Raw genomic sequence first — 2,539 nt, 5'->3', positions numbered from 1 at the left:
TCAGTGTGTCGGCGGCTGGCGACGATGAGCTTGTGGACAGCGTACCGGGACGGATCAGGGACGACGACCGGGACACCACTTCGGTGGAGCAGCATCGTCCTGACTGGATTCCTGATGAGGAAGTCGAGAAAGCGCAGCGGATCCGCGCTGGCTCCGCCGAGGGCCGGCATCTTCGCCGGCTGGTCGATGTAGGTCAATAGACTTCATAAGCTCGATTCCATCGTTATACTGTTCTTCAAAACAGTATAACCGTCGAGAGGATAGCGGGCAAGGTGGGATGGTAGCTCGATCGCCTTGAAAGGATTCGAACCGACGACCTGCTATTCGGAATTCATAAGCCGGCGCCTTCATTAGGTTTTCACTGACGCAAGACAGATCGCGCCGACCTTTGGATCAAGCGTTGCCGCTGCGATGCATCGGCTGTTCACCGAGCTTTCAAGCGCATGTCGGCTCTTTGCGCTCTCGACCTGCTTCTTCCCACCTGGACGACGCTCAACAATAGCGTCTACGCGTTCAGTGCGTTGCTGAGATCTTTCAATCCAATCATCAGCATCATCGGATCGGACGGAGAAGGCAGAAATCCGGAAGCTTCATAGAAGGCACGCGCATCATCCGAAATCGCATGCACCAGTACGCCTCGGAAACCGAGTATCTCGGCGGCATTAAGCAGGCGCAGGCCTGCATCACGGACCAACGCCCGACCTAGACCTCGGCCCTGGTAAGATCGATCAATAGCCAGTCGACCAAGTACTGCGACTGGAATCGGGTCCGGCATGTTTCGCCTGAAACGGCCTGGTGCTTCTGGCGGCTTCACTGCGCCGGAGGCGAGCGCGTAGTAGGCAACAACGCGATTTCCCTCGCAGGCCACAAACGTACGAGATGCCCCACCTGCCTGATTGGCACGGGCTCGTCGACGCAACCAATCGTCCAGTTGTGGAACGCCGGAATCAAACTCGTCCAGTTCATGATAATCGGCTAAAGGAGCAGGCGCAGTTAGTATCACGCCTCGTCCCACGGCGCTTTGGTCGACATTGTACGCTTCAACCGCTCATTCAACTGGGCGGGCGCATCGAGGCGAGCAAGATACTCGGTATAGACCTCGGGGCTTACTGTGAAGACGGTGCGGTCTAGCAGCACTTCCTCAGCTCGCCGTTCAGAGGCCTCCAACATGAAATCCGTGCGCGTCTTGCCGAGCAACTCAGCTGCGCGGTCAATAAGGTTGCGAGTCGCGGGCTTGATACGGATATTCAATGGAACACTTGCATTCACATTCTTGCTGGTGTGTGACGTCGGCATGGGCAACTCCTATGTCCTAATGCTAGGTAGCGTAACGACACCATCGTTACAAGAGCCGTAACGATTGTCGTTACGGATGTGTGTTTGTCGACGCATCAAACCTAGTCTTTCTCGCTCTTGAATAAGTATGAACCGATGACCTGTTGTTCAGCTGGACATCCCCGTCATCCCAAAATCAAATGACTGCCCTGGGCGTCACCTTCGACAGCCATGCGGGCGGGATCGAGGTTGATCACCTCCTGGCGAGTGCTGCCTTTCCCATTGCATTTCCGCCCGTCAGCATTGATGGACGTGTCTATGTCGATGCCGGCGTCTCCGCAAATCTGCCCATCGAGCCACTATGCGAGGGCAGCAATCCGCAAGATGTTCTTTGCCTCGCTCTTGATCTCGTGACAGCGCATGGCAAGGTTCCGCGCTCCCTGGATGATGCCGTTGGACGGGCGCATGATCTGATCTTTGCGTCACAGAGCCGCCATGCCCTGCAACGAGTGATGCGTTCAAATACATCGGCTTCGTCTGGCAGGATCGCCATCGTCTACCTCTCCTATGACGGCAGCGGTCGGGAGATCGGCGGCAAATCCTTGGAGTTCTCCACGCACTCCATCCAACGACGGTGGGCTGCCGGGAAAGCAGACATGCAAAAGGCGCTAGCCTCACTCGCGGATCTACCGACATCGCCGGGCTGTTCGATCCACCATTTGCGCGGAGGCAGCTTTTTTGAACCAGCGTGATTAAGGGGCCGCGCGTGGTGGAGCAGCTCGACGTTTTGAAGGAGGTAAGCAGAGATTAGCATTTCAACAAAAACCATCATCAACTATGGGTATTGCCGGTCGCGCAGTTGAAGAGAACAGAGCTGGCGACCTGCTATGTTCATGGTCCCTTGAAGGGGCTCACGCCGGTGTGCGAGGTTGTTGGACGTGCCGTCTGCCTGATCTATGATGAGGATGGCGAGCAGACTTGATTGGGAGCGACTTCCTCTCTCCGTTCTACTTTCCCTTCCCTTGAATGCCGCAAATTCTGACGCTATATTACGTCATACTGATTGGCGAAAATTCGGAGGTAATGCCATGGGAATTGGGCGATACGCCGACGAAGGGCTTTTTTCGCCGCGGAAGATTGCCGACGTCCTGCGCACCACAAGCGAGGAAATCGCCCGCACGGCCGGCCTCGGCAAGGATGCGATCCAACGGAAGGACCGGATTGGGTCCGACAGGACGCAGCGCCGTCTGCGCGAGATGACCGA

At 56.5% G+C, this 2,539-nt stretch carries 3 protein-coding genes and 1 pseudogene; 1 reads left to right on the top strand and 3 read right to left on the bottom strand.

Annotated elements, in window-relative coordinates; all coding sequences use genetic code 11:
* The 3 genes and pseudogenes from LXM96_RS21490 to LXM96_RS21480 form a co-directional block, all read right to left on the bottom strand.
* Positions 1-191: pseudogene (locus LXM96_RS21490) on the bottom strand (GSU2403 family nucleotidyltransferase fold protein); the annotation flags it as partial.
* A gap of 314 nt (positions 192-505) precedes the next feature.
* Positions 506-1,000: a GNAT family N-acetyltransferase gene (locus LXM96_RS21485; protein ID WP_240000591.1), complete on the bottom strand. Its 495-nt coding sequence runs from the start codon at positions 998-1,000 to the stop codon at positions 506-508.
* Positions 1,000-1,296, bottom strand: coding sequence for a type II toxin-antitoxin system TacA family antitoxin (locus tag LXM96_RS21480; protein WP_240000590.1), 297 nt, complete (start codon positions 1,294-1,296; stop codon positions 1,000-1,002). The genes LXM96_RS21485 and LXM96_RS21480 overlap by 1 nt, the downstream gene beginning before the upstream one ends.
* 179 nt (positions 1,297-1,475) lie before the next feature.
* On the opposite strand from LXM96_RS21480, the gene LXM96_RS21475 reads away from it, so the two are divergent.
* Positions 1,476-2,027: a patatin-like phospholipase family protein gene (locus tag LXM96_RS21475; protein WP_240000589.1), complete on the top strand. Its 552-nt coding sequence runs from the start codon at positions 1,476-1,478 to the stop codon at positions 2,025-2,027.
* The last annotated feature ends 512 nt before the right edge of the window (positions 2,028-2,539 follow it).

The organism is Rhizobium halophilum (genome assembly GCF_021648825.1).
In the GTDB taxonomy this organism is placed as follows: domain Bacteria; phylum Pseudomonadota; class Alphaproteobacteria; order Rhizobiales; family Rhizobiaceae; genus Neorhizobium; species Neorhizobium halophilum.
The sequence above is the reverse complement of the archived record's forward strand: the minus strand, read 5'-3'. Positions and strand labels throughout refer to the sequence as shown.

Bases quoted from the DNA above. Each gene is read 5' to 3' on its own strand.
- LXM96_RS21480 (WP_240000590.1), bottom strand. From the start codon at position 1,296: ATGCCGACGTCACACACCAGCAAGAATGTGAATGCAAGTGTTCCATTG.
- LXM96_RS21475 (WP_240000589.1), top strand. From the start codon at position 1,476: ATGACTGCCCTGGGCGTCACCTTCGACAGCCATGCGGGCGGGATCGAG.